Here is a 434-nt window from a genome sequence, read left to right as displayed (position 1 = left end):
GCGGGGTATTGACGGCCATTCGAATCTACTTCGGTGGCATTTTTTATTCCCAACTCCTTCCCATCTAATCGAAAAGGAGTCGTACTTATGCAATCTGCAAATGTACAGAAAAACGATGTTTATTCAAAAACAGAAATAGCGAACAAGGAAACAAATGAATTAAAAAGAAGTTTAAAATCACGCCACCTTACGATGATTTCGCTTGGCGGAACAATTGGAACCGGATTATTTCTTGCCAGCGGCGGTGCGATTCATGAAGCTGGCCCCGGTGGTGCGATTCTTTCCTATATTGTCATCGGAATAATGGTGTATTTCTTAATGCAAAGCTTAGCTGAGATGGCAGCTTATATGCCGGTTGCCGGCAGCTTCAGCACGTATGCTACAAAGTTTGTCGATCCATCACTTGGCTTTGCCCTTGGCTGGAATTACTGGTA

General features: G+C 43.5%; 1 protein-coding gene. It reads left to right on the top strand.

Annotation, left to right across the window (positions count from 1 at the left end; all coding sequences use genetic code 11):
- Positions 1-87: 87 nt before the first annotated feature.
- Positions 88-434 (top strand): amino acid permease (locus RYX56_RS21230; protein WP_317123974.1); only part of this gene is annotated, 347 nt, incomplete at its 3' end.

The sequence above is a fragment of the Alkalihalophilus lindianensis genome, assembly GCF_032843265.1.
GTDB lineage: Bacteria > Bacillota > Bacilli > Bacillales > Bacillaceae_D > Alkalihalophilus > Alkalihalophilus lindianensis.
The sequence above is the reverse complement of the archived record's forward strand: the minus strand, read 5'-3'. Positions and strand labels throughout refer to the sequence as shown.